The organism is Streptomyces sp. NPDC016851 (assembly GCF_055562795.1).
Genome location: NZ_JBVHEP010000025.1, coordinates 33,881 through 55,248 on the forward strand (window position 1 = coordinate 33,881; position 21,368 = coordinate 55,248).

General features: G+C 72.6%; 17 protein-coding genes. 2 read left to right on the top strand and 15 right to left on the bottom strand.

All coding sequences use genetic code 11. From position 1 onward, the window contains the following. Positions 1–105: 105 nt before the first annotated feature. The 3 genes from ACZ3I3_RS32320 to ACZ3I3_RS32330 form a co-directional block, all read right to left on the bottom strand. Complete coding sequence (locus ACZ3I3_RS32320) at positions 106–747, bottom strand: IclR family transcriptional regulator (protein ID WP_467370827.1); 642 nt, start codon at positions 745–747, stop codon at positions 106–108. 279 nt (positions 748–1,026) lie between these two features. Beyond that, positions 1,027–2,826 (bottom strand): DEAD/DEAH box helicase, encoded by a 1,800-nt coding sequence (locus tag ACZ3I3_RS32325; protein ID WP_279545618.1) that lies wholly within the window; start codon positions 2,824–2,826, stop codon positions 1,027–1,029. A 157-nt stretch (positions 2,827–2,983) separates the two neighbouring features. Further along, positions 2,984–4,468, bottom strand: coding sequence for an MFS transporter (locus tag ACZ3I3_RS32330; protein ID WP_467370828.1), 1,485 nt, complete (start codon positions 4,466–4,468; stop codon positions 2,984–2,986). Positions 4,469–4,620: 152 nt separating this feature from the next. On the opposite strand from ACZ3I3_RS32330, the gene ACZ3I3_RS32335 reads away from it, so the two are divergent. After that, a complete protein-coding gene (locus ACZ3I3_RS32335) occupies positions 4,621–5,241 on the top strand; it encodes a dihydrofolate reductase family protein (RefSeq protein WP_467370830.1) in 621 nt (206 codons plus the stop codon). A gap of 14 nt (positions 5,242–5,255) precedes the next feature. Here the strand turns inward: ACZ3I3_RS32335 and ACZ3I3_RS32340 are convergent, their stop codons facing one another. After that, positions 5,256–5,744, bottom strand: coding sequence for a DUF6083 domain-containing protein (locus ACZ3I3_RS32340; protein WP_467370832.1), 489 nt, complete (start codon positions 5,742–5,744; stop codon positions 5,256–5,258). A 206-nt stretch (positions 5,745–5,950) separates the two neighbouring features. Between ACZ3I3_RS32340 and ACZ3I3_RS32345 the strand changes: the two genes are divergently transcribed. Next, positions 5,951–7,189 carry an LAETG motif-containing sortase-dependent surface protein gene (locus ACZ3I3_RS32345; RefSeq protein WP_467370834.1) on the top strand — a complete coding sequence of 413 codons (1,239 nt, stop codon included), beginning with the start codon at positions 5,951–5,953 and terminating at the stop codon, positions 7,187–7,189. A gap of 11 nt (positions 7,190–7,200) precedes the next feature. On the opposite strand, the gene ACZ3I3_RS32350 is transcribed toward ACZ3I3_RS32345, so the two are convergent. The 11 genes from ACZ3I3_RS32350 to ACZ3I3_RS32400 all read right to left on the bottom strand — a co-directional run bounded on the left by ACZ3I3_RS32350 (position 7,201) and on the right by ACZ3I3_RS32400 (position 21,260). Beyond that, entirely contained in the window at positions 7,201–8,367 is a 1,167-nt protein-coding gene (locus ACZ3I3_RS32350) for an SUKH-4 family immunity protein (RefSeq protein WP_467370835.1), read from the bottom strand. Between the two features lie 170 nt (positions 8,368–8,537). Then, positions 8,538–9,077 carry an AAA family ATPase gene (locus ACZ3I3_RS32355; RefSeq protein WP_467370837.1) on the bottom strand — a complete coding sequence of 180 codons (540 nt, stop codon included), beginning with the start codon at positions 9,075–9,077 and terminating at the stop codon, positions 8,538–8,540. Further along, positions 9,077–11,395 (bottom strand): xanthine dehydrogenase family protein molybdopterin-binding subunit, encoded by a 2,319-nt coding sequence (locus tag ACZ3I3_RS32360; RefSeq protein WP_467370838.1) that lies wholly within the window; start codon positions 11,393–11,395, stop codon positions 9,077–9,079. Before ACZ3I3_RS32360 ends, ACZ3I3_RS32355 begins: the two co-directional genes overlap by 1 nt. Next, positions 11,392–14,256: a (2Fe-2S)-binding protein gene (locus ACZ3I3_RS32365; RefSeq protein WP_467370839.1), complete on the bottom strand. Its 2,865-nt coding sequence runs from the start codon at positions 14,254–14,256 to the stop codon at positions 11,392–11,394. Before ACZ3I3_RS32365 ends, ACZ3I3_RS32360 begins: the two co-directional genes overlap by 4 nt. Continuing rightward, complete coding sequence (locus tag ACZ3I3_RS32370; RefSeq protein ID WP_086561620.1) at positions 14,253–15,146, bottom strand: FAD binding domain-containing protein; 894 nt, start codon at positions 15,144–15,146, stop codon at positions 14,253–14,255. The genes ACZ3I3_RS32365 and ACZ3I3_RS32370 overlap by 4 nt, the downstream gene beginning before the upstream one ends. Before the next feature lie 259 nt (positions 15,147–15,405). Then, entirely contained in the window at positions 15,406–17,037 is a 1,632-nt protein-coding gene (locus ACZ3I3_RS32375) for a beta-N-acetylhexosaminidase (protein ID WP_467370841.1), read from the bottom strand. A gap of 1 nt (position 17,038) precedes the next feature. Continuing rightward, positions 17,039–17,884: a carbohydrate ABC transporter permease gene (locus tag ACZ3I3_RS32380; protein WP_467370843.1), complete on the bottom strand. Its 846-nt coding sequence runs from the start codon at positions 17,882–17,884 to the stop codon at positions 17,039–17,041. After that, positions 17,881–18,756 (bottom strand): carbohydrate ABC transporter permease, encoded by an 876-nt coding sequence (locus tag ACZ3I3_RS32385; RefSeq protein WP_467370945.1) that lies wholly within the window; start codon positions 18,754–18,756, stop codon positions 17,881–17,883. Before ACZ3I3_RS32385 ends, ACZ3I3_RS32380 begins: the two co-directional genes overlap by 4 nt. Before the next feature lie 110 nt (positions 18,757–18,866). Further along, positions 18,867–20,165, bottom strand: a complete 1,299-nt coding sequence (locus ACZ3I3_RS32390; protein ID WP_467370844.1) for an extracellular solute-binding protein — start codon at positions 20,163–20,165, stop codon at positions 18,867–18,869. Between the two features lie 211 nt (positions 20,166–20,376). Continuing rightward, entirely contained in the window at positions 20,377–20,658 is a 282-nt protein-coding gene (locus tag ACZ3I3_RS32395; protein WP_003990595.1) for a DUF3039 domain-containing protein, read from the bottom strand. Between the two features lie 29 nt (positions 20,659–20,687). Then, positions 20,688–21,260 (bottom strand): YqgE/AlgH family protein, encoded by a 573-nt coding sequence (locus ACZ3I3_RS32400; RefSeq protein ID WP_356926960.1) that lies wholly within the window; start codon positions 21,258–21,260, stop codon positions 20,688–20,690. Positions 21,261–21,368: the final 108 nt, after the last annotated feature.

Below are 21,368 nucleotides of genomic sequence, written 5' to 3' on the forward strand. Positions count from 1 at the left end.
GGGCACGGAATGGGGCCGGTCCCAGGTCGCCCGGGGCCCGGCAGGAGGGATCCGCACACGTCAGCGCAGCGCGTCCGCACACGCAGCACAGCGCCGCCGCACACGTCAGCGCAGCGCGTCCGCGACCTCTCGTGCCGCCTCGACGACCCTGTCCCCCACCCGCTTCGGCACCACGTCCGCCAGCATCACCACGCCCACGCTGCCCTCGACGCCCGTCACGCCCAGCAGCGGCGCCGCCGCCCCGCACGCGCCGGCCTCCAGCTCCCCGTGGGTCAGGGTGAAGCCCGGGTCCGTCATGGGGTGCTGCCGGGCCGCGAGGATCGCCTTGCCCGCGGCGCCCCGGTCCAGGGGGTGGCGGAATCCTGCCCGGTAGGCGACGTGGTAGTCCGTCCAGGTCGGCTCCACCACGGCCACGGCGAGGGCGTCCGCCCCGTCCACCAGGGTCAGGTGCGCCGTCGCGCCGATGTCCTCGGCCAGCGACCGCAGCGCCGGCATCGCGGCCTCTCGTACCAGGGGGTGGACCTGCCGGCCCAGACGCAGCACGCCGAGCCCGACCCGGGCACGTCCGCCCAGGTCACGGCGTATGAGCGCGTGCTGTTCCAGCGTGGCGAGCAACCGGTACACCACGGTCCGGTTGACGCCCAGTTTGAGGGAGAGCTCGGTCACGGTCATTCCGTGGTCCGTGTCGGCGAGCAGCTTGAGGACACGTAGTCCTCTGTCGAGCGTCTGGGAGGTCTCCGCGGTCACGACGCCCACTCCTTAGTGGTGAGGTCGACGGCCCCCTGGTCGGCGGATGCGTCACCGAGTCCCGTCGGCGACGCGCTTCAGAGGCCGCCGATCGGCCGGCGGCCCGGCCTGTCCGGGCCGCGTCGCTTCACGGCTGCGCTCCGCGGCGGCGCTGCCACGGGGCGTATGCGTAGCCGGACAGTAGCGAAGGGAGTTCGCTGAGCGGAAGGCTCCGTCCAGAATCCGGGCACGGCTCAAGACCGACTAGCGCCTTTTGTCCTCATACGTACGACTCGGGGGTCACTTCATGCGCGTGGCCCACTCCTGCACCTTGGCGATCCGCTGCCGTAGCTGCCCCGCCGTCGCCTCCGCCGCCGGAGGCCCCCCGCACACGCGCCGCAGCTCCGTGTGGATCACGCCGTGCGGCTTGCCGCTCTGGTGGACGTACGCGCCGACCATCGTGTTGAGCTGCCGCCGCAGCTCCATCATCTCCTTGTGCGAGACGACCGGCCGCCGCTCGGCGGGCACTTCGAGCAGGTCGGCTTCCTCGTCCGGCTTCTTGCGGCTGTGCGCGATCTGCCGGGCCTGCCGCTTCTGCAGCAGCAGCTGGACTTGGTCCGGCTCCAGCAGCCCGGGGATGCCGAGGTAGTCCTGCTCCTCCTCGCTGCCCGGGTGGGCCTGCATGCCGAACTCGGCGCCGTTGTACATGACCCGGTCGAAGACCGCGTCGGACTCCAGCGCCTCGAAGGGCAGCATGTCCTGCTCGCCGGTGTCCTCGTCCTGCTCCTTGTTCGCCTCCTCCATCTCCTTCTCGGATTCGGCGTACGGGTCCTCCTCGCCCTCCTTCTTGGGCTTGTCGAGGACGTGGTCGCGTTCGCGCTCCATCTCGTTGGCGAAAGAGAGCAGGTCCGGCACGGTCGGCAGGAACACCGAGGCCGTCTCGCCGCGCCGCCGGGACCGTACGAAACGGCCGACGGCCTGAGCGAAGAACAGCGGAGTGGAGATGGTGGTGGCGTACACCCCGACGGCGAGCCGCGGCACGTCGACACCCTCGGACACCATCCGCACCGCGACCATCCACCGGTCGTTGTTCGCGCTGAACTCGTCGATCCGCTCGGAGGCGCCGGAGTCGTCGGACAGCACGAGGGTCGCCTTGCTGCCCGTGATCTCGCGGATCAGCTTGGCGTACGCGCGCGCCGAGTCCTGGTCGGAGGCGATGACGAGCGCACCGGCGTCCGGGATGGCCTTGCGCACTTCGGTCAGCCGCTGGTCGGCGGCGCGCAGCACGGCCGGCATCCACTCGCCGCGCGGATCGAGGGCGGTCCGCCAGGCCTGGCTGATGGCGTCCTTGGTCATGGGCTCGCCGAGCCGCGCGGCGACCTCGTCCCCGGCCTTGGTGCGCCAGCGCATGTTGCCGCTGTAGGAGAGGAAGATGACGGGCCGGACGACGTTGTCGGCGAGGGCGTTGCCGTAACCGTAGGTGTAGTCGGCGGCGGACCGCCGGATCCCGTCGTTCCCCTCCTCGTACGTCACGAAGGGGATGGGGTTGGTGTCGGACCGGAAGGGCGTACCGGTCAGGGCCAGTCGGCGGGTGGCGGGCTCGAAGGCCTCCAGACAGGCCTCGCCCCAGGACTTGCTGTCACCGGCGTGATGGATCTCGTCGAGGATGACCAGCGTCTTGCGCTGCTCCACCCGGTTCCGGTGGAGCATCGGCCGCACGCCGACGCCCGCGTACGTCACGGCGACCCCGTGGTACTCCCGGCCGAGCGGCCCGGCGCTGTACTCCGGGTCGAGCTTGATGCCTATCCGGGCCGCGGCCTCCGCCCACTGCTTCTTCAGGTGCTCGGTCGGGGCCACCACGGTGACCTGCTGGACGACGTGGTGGTGCAGCAGCCAGGACGCCAGCGTCAGCGCGAAGGTCGTCTTGCCGGCGCCGGGGGTGGCGACCGCCAGGAAGTCCCGCGGCTGCTCCTGGATGTACTTCTCCATCGCGCCCTGCTGCCAGGCGCGCAGCTTGCTGGCGGTACCCCAGGGGGCGCGGCCGGGGAACGCCGGGGACAGGTGGTGCGAGGCAGAGCTGGTGCCGGCGGTGGTAGTCACGGTCTCCGTTGGGGGTCGGGCGGCTCGTTCGAGGGAGCCTGACGGCTCGGCTACGTATGACAACCGGGCCACCCTACCGGCGCCCTGCCACTGCTCATGCGCGGACAAGCCCGGGTCATGCCAGGGTGGGATTCACGTCACAGCCCGGCAGGGCTCCTCACCGCTCCCGCAGCCGCGTGGTCACCCAGGCCCCCACCAGCGCGACCACCGCCATCGGCAGGAACACCGCGGCGAAGGCGGCCGGGTGGGAGGCGGTGGCGGTGGTGGCGGTGTGGGTGACCGTGCCTCCGCCGAGGGCGGCGAAGGCGGCGCCGCCGGCGGAGAGCAGGACGACGTTGGACAGGCCGTCGGAGATCTGGAGGGCGGCGGAGTTCGTGCCGGCCTCCGTGGGGGCGGAGAGCTTGAGCAGGAGCACGCTCGTGGAGGAGATGACGAGGCCCATGCCGAAGCAGCCGAAGGCCCAGGCGACGGCCAGGGTCCACACGGGCACGGAATCGAGCAGCACACTCGGCGCTGCGGCGATGGCCGCCGCCACCAGCAGCATGCCGAAGGTCGTCAACCGCTCCCGGTACGGCTCGAATCGCGGCCGCGACTGCACCCACGAGCCCAGCGCCCACGTCCCGCCGCCCGCGGCGAGCGAGAACCCGGCCAGGGTCGGACTGAGCCCGCGCTGGGTCACCAGCATCAGCGGCACGAAGGATTCCGCGGCGATGAACGACCCCGCGGCGACGCCGCGCAGCAGCACGACGGAGGGCAGCCCGCGAGCGGCCCGGTAGGTGCCGCGCGGGAGCAGCCCGAGCACGGCGGGCACCAGCAGGGCCAGTCCGGCGGCGCCCGGCAGGAGCGAGAGCGGGCGCAAGTCCTGTGCGGCGTACTGGAGGAGGCCGGCGCCGAGGGAGATGGCCAGCGCCAGGCGGATGCGGCGGCGGTTGAGGGAAGGGGGCCGGCCGGGAGAAGGCTCCGAGTCCGGCGGCGGCACCGGTCCGGACGCGCGGCGCCGTATCTGCGGCAGCGCGAGCGCGAGCGGGAAGACGACGAGTACGGGTATCCCGAGGAACACCCACCGCCACCCGAGCTGCTCGGTCACCGTGCCGGCGGCGAGCGGGCCGACGATCGACGGCAGGATCCAGCCCGCGGCGAACGCGGCCATGATGGCCGGCCGCAGCCGCTCCGGATACGCCCGTCCGACGACGACGTACAGCGCGACGATCACCAGCCCGCCGCCGAGCCCCTGCACGGCCCGCCCCAGGATGAACACCCACATCGCCCCGGCCGTCCCCGACAGCAGCAGCCCGGCCCCGAAGGAGGCGATGCCCGTCGTCAACGGCCCGAGGGGCCCGCGCCGGTCCGACCACTGCCCGGAGAGCACCATCCCGAACAGACTCGTCGTGAAGTACCCGGAGAACGCGAACGCGTACAGCGGCACCCCGTCCAGCTCCCGCGCCGCGACGGGCATCGCCGTACCGACCGCCGTCGCCTCGAAGGCGATGAGCAGCACCACGGAGACGATCCCGAAGCTCAGCGCCCGGTACTCCCGCCCCAGCACGGTCTCGTCCGGCGCGGGGACGGAGGTCAGGCCATCGGCTTCCACGGCATCTGCGACATCTGTGACATCGGCGTCACGCGGCTTCGGGGCGGTCATGACCGTCAGAGTAAGGGCCACGCGGCACTTTGACCCCTGTCCCGAGATGGTCCCCGCGTGGGACCTTGGTCGTACGCCTCCTTGTTCACGCCGAAGCTTGGCTGGAAGCTCACCCCGGAAGCGGCAAAGGCCGCTGCGAGGAGGAGAGAGCGATGACGGAACGAACGGGCAGAGTGATCTGCGACATCACGATCACGGCCGACGGCTACTCCGCCGGGCTCGACCAGACCGAGGAGCGCCCGTTCGGCGACGACGGCGGCGACGGCACGGGCGACAAGCTGCACGCCTGGATGTTCGACACCCCCGACGAGAACCGCGCCGAGGTCGACCAGTTGGCCGCCGCCGGAGCATTCGTCATGGGCCGCAACATGTTCGGCCCCGTGCGCGACGCGTGGGACCGGCAGTGGAACGGCTGGTGGGGCGACAATCCGCCGTTCCACGCGCCGGTGTTCGTGCTCACCCACCACCCGCGCGAGCCACAGCCGATGGACGGCGGCACCACGTACCACTTCGTCACCGACGGAATCGCGTCGGCACTGGCGCGGGCCCGCGCGGCGGCCGGCGACGGCGACGTCCTGATCCTCGGCGGCGCGACCACGATCAACCAGTACCTCGCCGCCGGCCTTGTCGACGAACTGCGGCTGCACATCGTGCCGTTCACACTGGGCGCGGGCACGCGGCTGTTCGAGGGCGTCCCGCCGCTGAAGCTGGAGCAGGTGAGGTCGCGGCCGGCGAGCCTGGTCACGCACCTGACCTACCGCGTACTGCCCTGAGCCGCGGGTCACCTCTAGCCGGCGTCGGGAAGCGCTCCCGGCGCGGTCTGCTCGTCTGCCTTTCGCCGCGCCCGGCGCGCGTTCTCCGCGCGTACGGCGTCCAGCCACCGCCAGAGGCCGACCTCCTCGATCCTCAGCCCGGGGCAGGCGATCCGATGCGGCACCCGGCACACCGCACCGGGCGCGGGCTCGTCCTCGCGGCTGTTCCACGCCGTCCCGTCGGAGTCCACGTACCAGCGGTGCCAGGCGGGCACCATGTGCGCGGGCACCGGCATGTCCGGTTCCAGGAGGACATGCCAGCCGTAGTAGGTGACACGCCGGTCCCCGACGAGCCCGCAGTTGGGGCAGACGGGCGGAGCGGGCGGTTCGGGGCCGGTGGCGCCTTCCATCGCGGCCTGGGCCCGGTCGGTCTTCTCCCACGGCCGCGGGGCGTCCGGTGGCCGCTGCCGGTGTCCGTCGGGGTCGGGTAACGGGATGATGCTCGACTCGTCTGTATCCCCCATGGCGCGAGCATGTGCGCGGGCTGAGGACCGGGAAAGGGCGCGTTCAGGGCGCAACGGGGCAATCCGCCGGGCATCAGGGCTCGGTGCACAGCTCGGGGCGTGGCTTCGGGAAGTCGCGCACAACCCTCAGTGCCTCTTGCGTGTCCAGAACATGACCGGTAGCCGACGTTCCGGTCTCGCCCACTGTTTCGACGAGGAGAACCATCGTGCACCTCCGCCCCTCGGCAGCCGTCCTGGCCGCTGCCGTGATCGCCGTCGCCGGTCCCGCTGTCGCCGCACCCCAGGCGCAGGCCGAGGAGGGCGCGCCCGAGCTGGTCGTGTCGGCCCTGCCTTCCGCGACTCCCCAGCCCGGCGAGGTGTACGACAAGTCCGTCACCCTCACCAACAAGGGCACGGCCGCCGTGGACGGAGTCGCCTTCCGGGTCCGCCTCACGCGCGGGCTGGACTTCCCCGAGCAGGTGCAGGGCTGCACCTACTCGACCGTCGAGGACCAGGTGCGGCAGGCCCTCTGCGAGCTCGACACGGTCATCGAGCCCGGTGCCTCCGTCACCACCCCGGTCCGGTTCAAGGCGCTGGACAGCGCCCTGATGGAGGCCGTCGAGTACGGCACGAGCGCGACCGGTGAGGCCCCGGGCGAGGGGTACGACGACAGCTACCGGCGGCTCACGCTGACCGCGGACAACACCGCCGACCTCGTCGCGGTCGGCGAGGACACCGAGGCGCTGGCCGGCGAGGAGCAGTCGGTCACGGTGGCCCTGCGCAACGACGGCCCCGGCTGGGTGCAGAACCAGGAGAGCGACGACCTTCCGGGCCTGCTGGTGCAGATCCCGCCGGGCACCGTCGCCGTCGGCGTGCCGAAGGACTGCGCGCCGTTCGGGATCGACGGGCCGAGCGGACCGCAGGGGACCACGGGCAAGCCGAAGTACGTCTGCTGGCCGCAGGACGGGACCCTCGACGTGGGCCAGTCCCTGGCGTACACCTTCACGCTGAAGATCGCGGAGTCGGCGCAGGACCCCGAGGGCGAGGTCAAGGCGTCGTCCGTCTACGACATCGCCCCCGCGTACGACAAGAACCGCGCCAACAACACCGCCCTGATCCGCATCGACCTGCCGAGCGACAACGAGCCCGGGCCGAGCCCCTCGGACGGCGCCGACGGGGGCTCCGGCAACGGCGGAAACGGCAACGGCGGGAACGGCAACGACCCGGAGGGCCAGGCCGCCGGCGGCACGGGCGCCACGGCCTCCCCCTCGGCGTCGGCCTCGACCGGCAGCACGACGGGTGGTTCCAGCGGCACCACCACCGGCGGCTCCACCGGCGGCAACCTCGCCGCCACGGGCTCCGACGGCACCCCGCTCCTCGCCGGTGCGGCGGCCGCCGCCGCGGTGATCGGTGGCGGCCTGGTCTTCGTCGTACGCCGTCGCCGCGGCGCCGCCGGGTCCGCCTGACGGCAGCGCCGTCAGAGCACCCCGCCCGCCTCGTCCCGGAACGCGTCCGTCCAGTAGTGGCGGCCCGAGCCGCCGGGTGTGACGCCCGTCGGGTCGACCGCCGAGAGGACCTGGAGCATCGTCATGGCCAGCTGGTCGTACGTGTCGGTCGTCAGCTCGTGGTCCGACTGGGCGTCGATCGCCCGCTCGCGGTGCAGGAGCCAGAGGGTGAAGGCCAGGGTCGAGACGTCCGTGTTCAGCGGGGACAGCGTGGCGTCGGGCTCGCTCCAGTTCAGGACCGCGCCCGTCGCACCGTCGACGACCAGGCTGTTGTCCTCGACGAGATGGCCGAGGCGTATCAGGCGATGGGCTCCGAAGGGGAGCTCCGCGGGGCGGTCCGAGTCGGCGTAGTACTCCGCGAGCGTCGCCAGAGGGACATCCGTGTCCAGGGAGAAGACGTGGGCCTCCTCCGGGAGGCCCACCTCGCGCAGGAAGCGGCGGGTCGGCTCGTGCGTGAGCGTCGCGGGGAAGTCGACGTCCTCGAAGCGGGCCACCTTGCCGGCGCCGAACTCCTGGTCCAGGAGGCGGTGCGGGAGGTCCAGGGACAGGCCGGACGCGCCGCCCCGGCCCGCGACCAGGGACAGCGGGCGGATCAGCGCCGCCATCTTCCAGAACGGGGCCGGCTCGCCGTCCGCCCCGTCCCGGAACACCGCCAGCAGGTGCTGGGAGGCCTCCGCCACCGCCTTGGGGCCGAAGCGGCCCGCGTGGGAGGCGAACTGGCCGCGCAGGCCCGCCAGTTCGTCCGTCGCCTCGGCGAAGCGCACCAGCGTCCGCAGCGAGGGCGCCAGGGGGCGGCGGTCCATCAGGTCGGGGCGGTCGTGCAGGAAGTACGTCGTCGAGATCTCGCCCGTCGCGCCGTCCAGCAGGACCGACTCCGTCTCCAGGCCTCCCGGGCCGAGCAGCCCGCCTATCACGAGCTGCTCGCGCAGCTTTGCCGACAGCCGGTCCGACGGATCGCCCGTCGAATCCGCCACCGTGCGCAGACCCTCCCGGTCCAGCTCGGCGAAGCTCAGCACACCGCTGTCGCAGGGCAGTCCGGGACCGGTCAGCCAGTGCCGCGTCGACGCGTGCGTCACCCACGGATCCAGCTCGGACTCGGTCAGAGTGATCACCGCGGAACCGGCGTCGGTCGTACTCATGGGCTCCCCCGCATGCGCTTGCTCACCGTCCCCTGGCGGGGCACGGCAGACCGCCCGGCCAGGCCCGGCAGCCGTCCCCCACTGCCCAGAACAGTACGCCCCACCACTGACAACGCCCCGGAACAGCGACGCGCGCCCCGGCGACCGCACGCGTCCACCTCACAGGACGCTCAGAGCACCCTCGCGCGTTGCCTTTCCGCCAGGATCGCCTCCACGGTCTGTCCCACCGTCAGCTCCGAGGTGTCCAGCCACAGGCCGATGCGCGGCGTCTGCGTGCGCAGCGCATCGTCCAGCATGCCGACGGTCCAGGCGGCGCCGTATCCCGTCTTCGGCCGCTCCGCCTCCCGCGCGGCCACCGCCTCGGCCCGCGGCGCGAGGACGACCACGTACAGCGGCCGGGTGCGCACCAGACCGGTGTACGTCCTCAGGTCCTCGCCCAGGACCACGTCCTGCACGACCGCCGTGAACCCGGCCTCGGCGTACGCGTCCGCCGTCGCCGCCGACAGACGGTGCCTGAGCCGGAGTTGGGCCTCGGCCTCGTCCCCGGCGCCCGGGACGTACTCCTCCCGGCCGGAGACGATCATGCGCCGGAACACGTCACCGCGGACGTGCGCGGCGCGCGGCAGGGTCTCCGCCAGCGCCTGGGCGACCGTCGACTTGCCGGCCGCCATCACTCCGGTGACCAGGACGACCCCATCCAGTACGGGCATCAGGACCGTTCCGTGACCACCGCGGCCTGCGGCCGGATCGGCAGCCGGTTCACGGGGCGGCCCGTGGCCGCCCGTACGGCGGACGCGATGGCCGCCGGGGAGGTCACCACCGGCACCGCGCTGACCGCCTTGGCCCCGAAGGGGGCGACGACGTCCCGCTCCTCGACCAGCCGGACGATGCGGATGTCGGGCGCGTCGAGCGCCGTCGGGAGGGCGTAACCGGTCAGGTCCGGGTGTCGGATCAGGCCGCGCGGGGTGCGCAGGTTCTCGGTCAGCGCGATGCCCACGCCCTGGGTGACGCCCGCCTCGATCCGGGCGGCCAGCTGGGCCGGGTTCAGGACCCGCCCCACGTCCTGGGCGACGGCCAGTTCCACGACCCGTACGGAACCGAGCTCGATGTCGACGTCCACCACCGCGCGGATCGCGCAGAAGGACATGCCTACGAACGCGTCGCCCTGGCCGGCCTCGTTCAGCGGCTCGGTCGGGTGCGGGCGGCACTGGGCGGTGGCCCACAGTTCCTTGCCGTCCAGCGCCTCGGTGACGGTCGTCGACAGGACGCCGTCGTACGACGTGATCTTGCCGTCGGTGATCTGGAGCAGCTCCGTGGACATGCCGAACTTGTGGGCGAGCGGCTGCAGGAGCTGCGTGCGGACCATCTTGGCCGCGCGCTCCACCGCGCCTCCCGACACCCAGGTGTGCCGGCCGCGGCAGCCCGCGCCCGCCGGGGGCTGGTCGGTGTCGACCGGCGCCACGTGCACCTCGTCTATGCCGAGCGTCTCCTGCACGATCTGCCGGGCCAGGGTCGTGAAGCCCTGGCCGGTCTCGACGGCCGCGCACAGCACCGTGGCCACACCGTCGTGGACCTTCACGGTCGCCGTGGAGACCTCGTCCGCGCCCTCCGCGCCGAGCATGTGCACCATGCCCACGCCGTAGCCCACGCCCCGGCGCACCGCGCTCGGTTCGCCCGCGCCCTCGGGGCCGCCGGGCAGCAGCCACTCCTCCTCGGGCGTGTCCTTGGGCAGCGGCGGGAGCGGGAAGTCGCGTACGGCCTGGAGCAGTTCCGCGACGGGGGCCGGGCAGGTCACGGTCTGGCCGGTCGGCAGCACGTCGCCCGTCGCCATGGCGTTGCGCAGCCGCACCTCGGCCGGGTCGATGCAGAGCTTCTTGGCGATCTTGTCCATCTGCGCCTCGTAGGCGGCGCAGACCTGCATGGCGCCTTCGCCGCGTACGTGCCCGGACGGGGGGTTGTTGGTGCGGACGGCCCAGCCCTCGATGAAGGCGTTCGGGACGACGTACGGGCCGCAGGCGAACGCGACGGCGGCGGCCAGGGCGTCGGCGGAGGTGTCGGCGTAGGCGCCCGCGTCGAGCAGGATCTGCGCCTCCACCTTCACGAGTCTGCCCTCGGCGTCGGCGTGGTGGCGGTAGCGCAGCAGGGTGGGGTGCCGGTGGGTGTGCCCGAGGAAGGACTCCTCGCGCGTGGCCGCGAGTTTCACCGGGCAGCCGGTGCGCAGCGCCAGCAGGCCGAGCGGGAGCTGGAAGCCCTGGTCCTCGCGGTCGGCCGTGGCGCCGGGGACGCCGGTGACGACGACCTTGACCCGCTCGGCTTCCAGGCCGAAGGCGGCGGCGGCCCTGTCGCGGTCGGCGTGCGGGTCGGTGGAGGCGAGGTACAGCTCCACGCCGCCGTCCGGGCGCGGTACGGCCAGGCCCGCCTCGGCGCCGATGGGCGCGGGGTCCTGGCGGCCGATGCGGTACAGGCCCTCGACGACGATCTCGCCGGCCGCCTCCGGGTCGCCGTGGCGCAGCGGGATGTGCCGGATCAGGTTCCCGTCGGGGTGCAACGGCTCGGCTTCGAAGGCCTGTTCCGGGTCGGTCACCGGGTCGAGCACCTCGTACTCGACGATGACGGCGGCGGCGGCCATCCGCGCGGTGTCCGGGTGGTCGGCGGCGACGGCGGCGATGGGCTCGCCGTGGTGGCGTACGACCTCGGAGGCGAAGACCGGGCGGTCGGCCGTGCCGCGGCCGTGCAACGGAAGCCCGGGGACGTCCTCATGGGTGACGACGGCGCGTACGCCGGGCATCTCGCGCGCGTGGGAGGTGTCGATGGACACGATGCGCGCGTGCGGGTGCGGTGAGCGCAGCACGGCCGCCCACAGCAGGCCCTCGGCCCACAGGTCGGCGGCGTACGGGAAGGTGCCCTCCGTCTTGGCGCGGGCGTCGGCGGGCGGGAGGGAGGCGCCCAGGCCGTGCGGCAGCGGTTCGGGGGCGGGGGCGGCCTCCGCGGCCTGTGCGGCCTGAGCGGTGGCTGCTTCGTTGCTCACGCGGGGCCTCCGTCCTGGCCGTAGGGCTGGTCATGGGGGTCTGGAGTGTGCGGGTCCGGGGCGTGCGGGTTCGGGGCGTGCTGTTCAGGGGCCGAGCCGAAGGCCGACGCGTGGACGCCGCCGGCGCCCGGGCCCGCCTGGTGCGGGATACGGGCCTCGTCCGGGTCGCCGTCGGCGGGCGCGCTGTGCGCCTGGCGTTCGGCGACGACCTCCTTCACGGCGTCCACCACGCCCCGGTAGCCGGAGCAGCGGCACAGGTTGCCGCACAGCGCCTGGCGGGTCTCCAGCTCGCTGGGCGCCGGGTTGCCCTCCAGGAGGTCGTGCAGGGTCATCGCCATGCCGGGTACGCAGAAGCCGCACTGCACGGCGCCGCAGCGCGCGAGCGCCCGCTGCACGTCCGAGGGCCGGCCGTCCTCGGCGAGGCCCTCGACGGTACGGACCTCACTGCCCGCGGCGGTCACGGCCGGGACCAGGCAGGACGCCACCAGCCGCCCGTCGACCTGGACGTTGCACGCGCCGCACTCGCCCTGCGAGCAGCCGTCCTTGGCCCCCGCGAGTCCGAGCCGCTCGCGCAGCACGTACAACAGGGACTCGCCGATCCACGCGTCGGTGACGGGGCGTTCGGTGCCGTTGACGCGCAGGACGAAGGAGGCGAGGGGGTGTTCCTCCTGCGGGGCGGTGGAGGGCGCGTCCTGAGACGCCTCGCCCTCGGTGTCACCCGAGTCGTGCGAGTCGCCGGACGGGTCCTGCGGTGCCGGGTCGTCCGGGGTCTCGCCGTCGGCGGACTCCGGCCCGGCGTCCGGGTCCGCCTCGGCCGGGAGGGGCCCGGCGGACGGCTCGGCGGGGGCGTCAGCGCCCTCTGCGGCCCCTGGGACGTTCTCGGCGGCCTCGATGGCCTCACCGTGGCCGGGAGCGTCCTGTGAGGCTTCCTGGGCGGTCCGCGGGTGCGCGGCGGCGTCCGCGTGCGGCTCGTCGTGCGCGGGCTCGCCGCGGGTCTCCCCGGGAGCCTCGGGGTACGGCTGGGGGGACTCGGACCGTTCGGGGCCGTTCGCGTCCGGCCCGGGGCGGTGCTGGGCCGGCTCACCGTCAGGGCCCGAGTGCCGCGGCGCGTGTCCGGGGGGGCCGGAGGGCTCAGGGCCGTGGTGGTCGGTGAAGGTGTGCGGCTGCGGGCGGTGTTCGGTGAAGTCAGACGACTCGGAGCCGTGGTCCGTGAAGTCGGACGACTCTGAGCCGTGGTCCGTGAAGGCGGACCGGGCCGACTCGTGGCCGGTCGTTCCGTGCGACTCCGGGCCGTGTCCGGGTGGGCCGGAGAGCTCCGGGCCTTGGCCGGGCACGCCGTGCGGGTCCGACCCCTCGTGCTCCGTGAAGCCGTGCGGGTCCGGGCCGTGGCCGGGCGCGCCGTGCGACTCCGCGCCGTGATCGGCGTAGGCCGGCTGCTCCGGGCGGTGATCGGCGAACGCGGACGGCTGCGAGCCGCGGTCCGCGAAGGCGGACTGTTCCGCCCCCTGGCCCGGCACACCGTGCGACTCCGGGCCGTGCTCCGTGAAGCCGTGCGGGTCCGGGCCGTGGTCCGGCACGCCGTGCGGCTCCGCGCCGTGATCGGCGTAAGCCGGCTGCTCCGGGCGGTGACCGGCGAAGGCGGACGGGTCCGAGCCGTGGTCGGCGAACTCCGGCTGCTCCGGCGCGCGGCCGCCGCGGTCGGAGGGCTGGGATGCGTGACCGGCGCCGGACATGTCCGGCCCATGGCCGCCCGCCCCGGACGACTCCGGTCCGTGGCCGCTCAACGCGGTCGATGCCTGCGCGTGACCGCCGAACTCCGACGGCTCCTGCCCGTGATCAGCGAACCCGGACGCCTCCTGCCCGTGACCGCCGAACCCCGATGCCTCGTGCCCGTGACCGGCGAATCCGGACACCTCAGGCGTCTGCCCGGCATCCTCCGGCCGCTGCGGCGCGTGACCGGTGCCGTCGGCCGCTCCCGGGGCGTGGCCGGAAGTCGGGTCCGCCTCCTGCGGCATGGGCCCGGCGGGCTGCTGGTCCGGGGCATGGGGACTCCGCGCGCCCGGGTCCGGTGCGTACTCGGAAGCCGGTCCCGCGACCCCCGGCTGCCCGTGCTCGTGCTCGTGCGGATAGCCGGGCCCGGCCTGCTCCTGCCCCGCCGTGTCCTGCGGGACCTGCTGGCCCCACGGCCTGCCCGCCGCCTGGGTCGCCCACGGGGCGGGCGCACCGCCCGGCAGCGTCGGCGGTGGGGTGCCGCCCCACTGTTCGACCAGCGAGGACGTGGTGAACTCGCCCGACTCGTCCGGAAGGTCGCCCCCGGCGACGGGGATGGACCACTGTCCGGTCACGTCATGGCCGGGCGCGGTCTCCGCCCCCGCGGCGTCCTCGAAGTTCCACTGCCCGGTGGCTCCGGGGTTGTACGTGAAGCGGTCGTCCGCGCCGTGCCGCCCCGCCTGCGCGTCGGAGCCGTAGGGCGTGCCGGATCCGTACGGCGCCTGCGAGCCGTACGACTGCTCCCCCGTGTCGTGTCCGGGCTGCTGGTGGCCGCCCTGCTCGTGGCCCTGCTGGTGGGCTGCGTGCGGCTCGTGCCACTGGGCGCCGTCGACGGGCGCGCCGGGCACCGGCCACGCGCCGGGGGCCGCCGGGTCGGTTCCGGCGGTCGTGGCGGGGTCGACCGTTATCTGCGGCGGTACGTAGCCGTGGCCGGGCGCGGCGAGGGGGCTGTCGGCGGCCAGCAGGGCGTCGACGCCCCCCTCGGGGAGTTCGACGAAGGCGGTGGCGCCGTCGTCGTACTCGCCCTGGGGCAGCGGGTCCCAGCGGCTCCCGCCCCGGGGCGTGCCCTCTCCGTGCTGGTCGTCGGTCACGACAGCGCCCTCCCCAGTGCTCGTCGGGCCAGCGCGGCGACGGTGCGCCGCAGGTGCAGTACGGCGGGCGGGAGCTGCGGTACGGAGCCGTCCTCGGCCGGGGCCGCGTCGGGGATGCAGGCCGCGGCGACGTACTCCCCGAAGGCGCTCAGCGCCTCCGGCACGAGCGCGCGGTTGTTGTCCCAGTCGATGAGCCGGCCGACCCACTGCTCGGCCTCCAGGGGCCGCAGCGGCATCGGCGCTATGGCGCCCACCGCGCAGCGCACACCCCGGCGCGCGGGGTCCAGGACCAGGGCCACCGACGCCACCGCGCGCCCCGGGCCGGTCCGGCCGGTGGCCTTCAGGAAGACCTGCGGGGCGTGCAGCAGCGGCACGCGCACGTAGCCGATGAGCTCACCGGCGCGCAGCATGTCCATCCCGGCCAGCAGGTGCGACACCGGGATCTCCCGGCGGGCCCCGCCCGGGCCCGCGATGATCAGGGTCGCCTCCAGGGCGGCCAGCACCGGCAGCGCGTCCCCGGTGGGGGCGGCCGAGGCGATGTTGCCGCCCAGGGTGCCCGCGTTGCGGATGTGCGGCGGGCCCGCGGCGCGCGCGGCGGCGGCGAGCGCCGGGATCAGGGCCGCGAAGTCGGGGCGGCCCATGCGCGCGTGCGTGAGGCCCGCGCCGAGCAGCGCGTGTCCGTCCAGGTACTGCCAGCCGCGGATCTCGCTGATCTTGCCGAGTCCCACCAGCGCGGCGGGCCTGAGCTGTCCGGAGTTGACGGCGGCCATCAGGTCGGTGCCGCCCGCGACGGGCACGGCGGCGGGCACGGCGGTGAGTGCCGCGACGGCCTCGTCCAGCGTCGTGGGCAGCGTGACGGCCTGCGCCGCCTGCGGTGCGTGCGTGGTCAAACCGGCTGCCCCTTCCCGCTGCCCCACCTGGTCCCACCTGTGCTGCCGTACGGTACGTGCTGACAGGGCGGACGTGGCAACTCTGGCACATCTTGGCGAGAGCCGAAGACACGGGTCCGCTAGGAGGCATTCGCCCACCTCACCGGCGAGATGGTCCGTTTTCGCACCGGTTCACCAGTGCGTGGCGATTGGCACTTTCGGTGACCCTTGTGCGCTTTTTCCGTGGCTTGTTCGAGCTGTTCGGTAGCGGCGGCCGGTCCTATCGGTGGGGCGGCGGGCCGTCGATCGGGCGGCCCAGCACCCCCGGGCGCCGCTGCCAGGGCAGCGGGCCGGCGGGTGGCCGGTAGGCGACACCGAGGGCGTCGAGCCGCCGGTAGTGGGCGGCCATACGGCGCTCGAAGCCGGCGAAGTCCCGTTCCGGCGGGGCGGGCAGGGCGCTCCACGCGACCTCGGCGAAGGCCGCGAGCCGGGGGAACGCCTGGTAGTCCACGCGCGCGGGGTCCTCCATCACCTCGGTCCACACGTTCGCCTGGGTGCCGAGCACGTGCCGGGCCTCCTCGGGCGTCAACTCCGGCGGCACGGGCTCGAACCGGTAGACGTCCTCGAGGGTGCGCACCCACCCGATCGGTACCGGCTCGTCGGGGCCCGGATCCTGACGGTGGTCCAGATACACCTGCTGCTCGGGGCACATGACGACGTCGTGGCCGGCCCGGGCGGCGGCGATGCCCCCGGCGTAGCCGCGCCAGGAGGACACGGCCGCGCCCTTCGCCAGCCCGCCCTCCAGGATCTCGTCCCAGCCGATCAGCCGGCGCCCGCGTGCGGCCAGCCACGCGTCGAAGTGCCCGATGAACCAGGACTGGAGCTCGTCCTCGTCCGCGAGACCGAGTTGCCTGATGCGCGCCTGGGCGGTCGCGGACCGGCGCCACTGGTCCTTGGGGCATTCGTCGCCGCCGACGTGGACGAACTCCGACGGGAACAGCTCCAGTACTTCCTCGAAGACGCCCTCGTAGAAGCGCAGGGTGTTGTCAGTGGGGGCGAGTACGTTCGGGTTGATTCCCCAGGTGTCCCAGACGGAGAGGGCGGTGGTGTCGATGACGTCGGTGTTGCCGAGTTCCGGGTACGCGGCGATGGCGGCCTGCGAGTGGCCGGGTACGTCGATTTCGGGGACGACGGTGATATGCCGCTCGGCGGCGTAGGCGACGATCTCCCGGATGTCGTCCTGGGTGTAGTAGCCGCCGTGCGGCTTCTCCTCCCACAGGGGTGAGGCCCGGTGGCCGGTTTTCGTCCGCGCCCGCCAGGAGCCGATCTCGGTCAGCCGTGGATGCCGTTGGATCTGGATGCGCCAGCCCTGGTCGTCCGTCAGGTGGAAGTGGAAGACGTTGAGTTTGTGCGCCGCCATGAGATCGAGACAGCGCAGGACACCTTCTTTGGGCATGAAGTGCCGGGCCACGTCGAGCATCAGGCCGCGCCAGCGGAATCGGGGGGCGTCGTGGATGGTGACGGCGGGCACCTCCCACTCCTGCCTGCGGGTCACCGGCGCGCGGCGGAAGGCCTCGGGGCCGAGCAGTTGCCGGAAGGTCTGGGCGCCCCAGAACAGGCCCGCCGGGCCCGCTCCTTCGATGAGGACGCGGTCGGTGCCGACCGTGAGGCGGTACGCCTCGGGTCCGCCGAGGTCGGGCAGGATCCGCAGCCGGACGCGGTGTGCGTCGCCGGTGTGCGGGCCCAGTGGCAGGCCGGTCGCGGCGCCGACGGTCGCGCGCAGCCACCGCGCGACCGGCTCGGTGCCGGGGTCCGCCTCGATGCCGGTGCGCGTGTCGAGGAGGAAGCGCTGTCCGTCCCCGGCCTCGACGCGCAGGGGCGCCGGGATCACGTCCGTGTTGGGAGGGGTCACGTCAGTCCTTCACCGCTCCGCCCAGTCCGGAGACCAGGCGGCGCTGTACGAGTACGAAGAAGACCAGCACCGGAATCGTCATCACCGTCGATGCCGCCATCACCCCGCCCCAGTCCGGGTCGTCGGGCTTGTAGAAGACCAGCAGCGCCATCGGCAGCGTCGACTGCGAAGTGTCACTGATGATGAACGACTTGGCGAAGAGGAAGTCGTTCCAGGCGGAGATGAAGGAAAACACGCTGGTGGCCACGAGCCCCGGCAGGACCAGCGGGAAAAGGATCTGCCACAGGAATCGCGCCCGGCTCGCCCCGTCGATGTACGCGGCCTCCTCCAGTGCCTCCGGAACGGCTTTCACGAACCCCCGCAGCATCCAGATCGCGAACGGCAGCGAGAAGGCGATGTGGGGCAGGATCAGTGAGCCCAGTGTGTTCAGCTGACCGAAGTCCCGCATGAGGAAGAAGAGGGGGATGGTCAGGGCTTCCACGGGCACCATCTGGGCCACCAGAAACATGATCAGCAAGGTGGTCCGGAGGCGGAACCGGAATCGTGTCACGGCGGTCGCGGCGAGAAACGCGATCAGCGCGGAGGCGATCACGACACAACCCGCGACGACAAGGCTGTTGAGGAAGTAACGGCCGAATTCCTGCTGCCCGAAGACCCGCCGGAAGGAGTCGACAGAAGGCGCGAGAGTCCACGGTCTGGGCTCGCTCGACTCGATCTCCCCGGCCGGTTTGAAGGCGCTGAGCACCATCCAGTAGAGGGGGAAGGCGACGACGACCGCGACCAGCAGGGCCGAGGCCTCGGCGGCCAGCCGTCCCGGGCGGCGCACACGGACGCGCGGCGGATTCACAGTTCCTCCCCTTGGCGGCGCAGCAGCCGCAGGTACACCAGCGTCACGGCGAGCAGGATCAGCAGCATCACGACGCCGATCGCCGAGCCGAGGCTGTACTGCGAGGACGCGAACGCCTGCTGGTAGGCGTAGACGTTGAGGACCAGGTTCTGGCCGGCGATTCCGCCGCCGCCCGTCATGACGTAGATCTGGGTGAAGACCTTGAAGTCCCAGATGACCGACTGGATGGTGACGACGACCAGGATGGGCCGGAGCATCGGGGCGAGCACGGAGCGCCAGATGCGCCACTGCGAGGCGCCGTCGAGGGAGGCGGCCTCCAGGACCTCGGCGGGCACGGCGCGAATCCCCGCGTAGACGGTCACCATGACGAACGGGAAGGAACACCACACCACTTCGAGCAGGACGAGGAAGAAGGCGCTGAGACGCCCGTACGTCCAGGAGTGGTCGCCGAGGCCCAGCACGCGGTTGACCGGGCTGAAGTCCGGGTCGAAGAGGAACAGCCACACCGTGGAGCCGGTCACGGCCGGGGTCGCCCACGCACCCAGGGCGGCCAGCATCAGCGCGAGCCGCGGTACGGCCCGGACGCGGGTGAGCAGCACGGCGAGGGCGCATCCGGCCGCGAGCGTGCAGACGACACAGGCGGCCGCGAACAGCACCGTGGCGAGGAGCACCTGCCAGAACTGCGGATCCCCGAACAGCTCGGTGTAGTTCGAGAACCCCCGGAACACCGTCGGTTCCCCGCCGCTGACCTGGGCCTGCGTGTACTCGAAGAACGAGATCAGCCCGAGCTGATAAATGGGGTAGACGAGCAGCCCGCCGAGCACGACGAGCGCGGGGGCGAGATAGAGCCAGGGCGTCCAGCCGCCGGACACGAGCGGCGACTTGCCGACCGAGTTGACTCCAGCCGTCTTGACCTGGTTGGACACCGTGCTGTCGTGCACCCGGCTCGCCTGTCTCACCTGGCTCACCCGGCTCACCCGGCTCACCCGGTGGAGCCGAACGCGGTGTTCATCTTCTTCGCGGCGGCCTCGGACGCCGCGGCCACGCTCTTCTTGCCGCTGATGATCTCCTGGAACATCGTGGGCAGGACGAGCGAGGAGTCGATCTCGGCCCAGGCGGGTGAGGCGGGGACGAACTTCGTGCCCGCCGAGAGGGTCTGCACGAAGGGCTTCACGAAGGGTTCCTTCTCCGCGACCTGCCGCCGCACGTCCGTGAAGGTCGGCAGGAAGCCCATCGCGTCGAAGAGTTCGGTCTGGGTCTTCTTCGAGGCGAGCTGCCGCATCAGCTGGACCGCGAGCGTGCGGTGGGACGTGCTCTTCAGGACGCCGATGTTGTTGCCACCGGCGAAGGCCGGTGCGATCGAGCCGGATGTCACCCCCGGCAGCGGGACGACCGCGTACTTGCCCTTGACCTTCCCGGCCTCGACGGCGGTGTGGCTGAAGTCGCCGCCGATCGCCATGCCGGCCTTGCCCGCGGCGAACGCCGAGATCGTGTCGTTGCCGCCCATGCCCGCGCACTTGGCCGCCGGGCAGTTGTCGTCCCCGAAGAGGGACGTGTACGCCTTGATGCCCTTCCGCGCCTGGGGGCTGTCGATGCCGGAGGCGTACGAACCGCCCTTGCCGTTCGCCAGTTCACCGCCGTTGGCCCAGACGAAGGGCATCGCGCCGTAGGTGTAGGCGCCGCCGACCACCAGCCCGTACAGCTCGGGCTTCGCGGCGCGTATCTCGCGGGCGGTGGAGGCCAGTTCGTCCATCGTCTTCGGGACGGACAGGCCGAGCTCCTCGAACACGTCCGTGCGGTAGTACAGCGCGCGGACGCCGACGTAGAAGGGGGCGCCGTAGACCTTGCCGTCGACCGTCACCGACTGCTTGGCCGTCGGGTCGCTGTCCTTCGCCTCGCTCCAGTCACCGAACTCCTTCGTGACGTCGAGGAGTCCGCCGTCCTTCACATAGCCGGCCGTGTCGGTGTTGCCGTACTCCATGACGTCGGGAGCGGAGGCTGGGTCGTTGAAGGCGGCCTTGACGCGCTGGGCGCGGGTGTCGATCGGGATGTACTCGACATCGACCTCGGTGCCCTCGTGGGCCTTCTCGAAGGCGGCGACGACGGAGTCGACGGCCTTCTCCTTGGGGGTGTTGCCGACCTCCTGGAAGAGCCACACGCGCAGCGTGCCGGTCTTCTCGTCCTTGTCGGAGGAGGAGTTCGTGGCGGTCTGGGGCGCGCAGGCGGTGGCCAGGAGGGCGGCGAGCGCCGTGAGCGCGGCACATCGGACGGACAGCTTCATGGAGTGCTCCTCCGAAGGAGTGTTGCAACATGCGCAATGAAGGTTTCGCTGTGCACAACACCTCGGAGGCTAGGGACTGCATGAACACGCCCACAAGAGGTCTCAACCACTCTGTGACCAGCAGACGCATCCTGCGCAACGCCCGGACAGCACAAAAGCCTCCAGGGCGCGCAAAACGCACCCTGGAGGCTTTACGCCACGCGGGCCGGGCCTACTTGTCGCCCTTGCCCTTGTCGTCGTCCCCGGAGCTCATGGACTCGTAGATCTCCTTGCACATGGGGCACACCGGGTACTTCTTCGGGTCGCGGCCCGGCACCCAGACCTTGCCGCACAGCGCCACGACGGGGGTGCCGTCGAGGGCGCTCGCCATGATCTTGTCCTTCTGGACGTAGTGGGCGAAGCGCTCGTGGTCACCGTCACCGTGAGAGGTCTGCGGCGTCGGCTCTACGAGGGTCCCCGTACCAGTCCCGCGCTCGGGCTCGAGAGTGCTCATAGGCCCAAGGGTACTGAAGGTCACAGCCATCAGTTGAGCGAAGGGTCGTCCGGGTACGTCGCCACCATCGCCAGCTCGTTGCGCTGGCGGCGCAGCACCTCGCGCCAGAGCCTCTCCGGGGACGGCGAGGAGACGTCACCGGGCTCCGACTCGACGACGTACCACGCGCCGTCCACCAGCTCGTCCTCCAGCTGGCCGGGGCCCCAGCCGGCGTATCCGGCGAAGATCCGCAGGGAGCCGAGGGCGGAGGCCAGCAGCTCCGGCGGGGCCTCCAGATCGACCAGACCGATCGCGCCGTGCACCCGGCGCCAGCCCAGCGGGGCGGTCTCCCCGGACGCGCCGCCGGGGACGACGGCGACCCCGAGGGCCGAGTCCAGCGACACCGGGCCGCCCTGGAACACGACGCCGGGCTCGCCGGCGAGATCGCCCCAGCCCTCCAGGATGTCGTCCACGTCCACCGGGGTGGGGCGGTTGAGGACGACACCGAGAGAGCCCTCCTCGTCGTGGTCGAGGAGCAGCACCACCGCGTGGTCGAAGTTCGGGTCCGCCAGGGCGGGCGTGGCCACGAGCAACCGCCCTGTGAGCGAGGACACCTCGGTCATGCCAGACATGATCCCGCATCTTCCCGCCCCGTGGGGAGCCAATGCGGGGACGCGAGTGAACGCAGCTCAGGGGCGCACCGATGCGTCCCACGCGCACGGACGTGACCG

What these genes read in the sequence shown, in the direction of transcription:
- ACZ3I3_RS32330 (WP_467370828.1), bottom strand. Translation starts at nt 4,468, where the DNA reads ATGACCGCCCCGAAGCCGCGTGACGCCGATGTCACAGATGTCGCAGAT.
- ACZ3I3_RS32335 (WP_467370830.1), top strand. Translation starts at nt 4,621, where the DNA reads ATGACGGAACGAACGGGCAGAGTGATCTGCGACATCACGATCACGGCC.
- ACZ3I3_RS32340 (WP_467370832.1), bottom strand. Translation starts at nt 5,744, where the DNA reads ATGGGGGATACAGACGAGTCGAGCATCATCCCGTTACCCGACCCCGAC.
- ACZ3I3_RS32350 (WP_467370835.1), bottom strand. Translation starts at nt 8,367, where the DNA reads ATGAGTACGACCGACGCCGGTTCCGCGGTGATCACTCTGACCGAGTCC.
- ACZ3I3_RS32355 (WP_467370837.1), bottom strand. Translation starts at nt 9,077, where the DNA reads ATGCCCGTACTGGATGGGGTCGTCCTGGTCACCGGAGTGATGGCGGCC.
- ACZ3I3_RS32390 (WP_467370844.1), bottom strand. Translation starts at nt 20,165, where the DNA reads ATGAAGCTGTCCGTCCGATGTGCCGCGCTCACGGCGCTCGCCGCCCTC.
- ACZ3I3_RS32395 (WP_003990595.1), bottom strand. Translation starts at nt 20,658, where the DNA reads ATGAGCACTCTCGAGCCCGAGCGCGGGACTGGTACGGGGACCCTCGTA.
- ACZ3I3_RS32400 (WP_356926960.1), bottom strand. Translation starts at nt 21,260, where the DNA reads ATGACCGAGGTGTCCTCGCTCACAGGGCGGTTGCTCGTGGCCACGCCC.